This is a genomic window from Streptomyces sp. W16, assembly GCF_033194735.1.
Lineage (GTDB): Bacteria > Actinomycetota > Actinomycetes > Streptomycetales > Streptomycetaceae > Streptomyces.
This window is the reverse complement of sequence record NZ_JAWOAI010001213.1, coordinates 1-736: the sequence shown is the minus strand read 5'-3', so window position 1 is coordinate 736 and position 736 is coordinate 1. Positions and strand designations below refer to the sequence as shown.

At 76.6% G+C, this 736-nt stretch carries 1 pseudogene; it reads left to right on the top strand.

Features of this window, described 5'->3' with window-relative positions:
* A pseudogene (locus R6V09_RS54270) lies at window positions 1–736 on the top strand (hypothetical protein); the annotation flags it as partial.

The following is a 736-nucleotide window of genomic DNA, read 5'->3' as shown; positions in this document are numbered from 1 at the left end:
CGGCCCCGCGCACCGCCGCCCACCGGACGGCGGCCGTCACCCTGGTCCTCGCCGCCGGTGCCACCGACCCGCACGCCGGAGAACTGGCCCGGCTGCTGCGGGAACGCGGCGCGACGACCGTCCTGGTACGGCCCGGCGACGGCTGCCGGCAGATCGATCCCGGGCTGTACGAGGCGGGCCCCGACCAGTTCCAGCACCTCGTCGACCAGGTGTCGGCCTCGGCGGGCGGGTCCGCCCCGGACATCGACGTGGTCTGCTGCTGGAGCGCTCCGGACACCCCCGGTTCCCCTGGCGAACTGGCCGACGCGGCCCGGCCCGCCGTCGAACGCGTCCTCGCCCTCGTCAAGGTCACCGCGCCACGCGGCGGCAACCTGCGCCTCCGGCTGGTCACCGCCGGCGCCCAGCCCGTCGGCAGCGGACCGGGCACAGTACTCCCCGCCCTGTGGTGGGGACTCGGCCGCACCCTGGCAATCGAGCACCCCGCACTCGACCTCCGCCTCCTCGACCTCCCGCTCCACCCGACCACCGAGGACCTCGCGGCCCTGGCCGACGACCTCCTCACGGCGGACCCCGAACCGTACGTGGCCCTGCGGACGGCGGATGACATGCCGTCACCGGCCGAGGCGGAAGGCGTTGCCTCGGCCGGTACTGAGGCGGCGGAGGCCCTGGCTTCGGCCGGTACCGGTGCGGTGCGCGCGGGCGGGCTGCGGCTGGCCGCACGTCTCGTGCCAGCGCC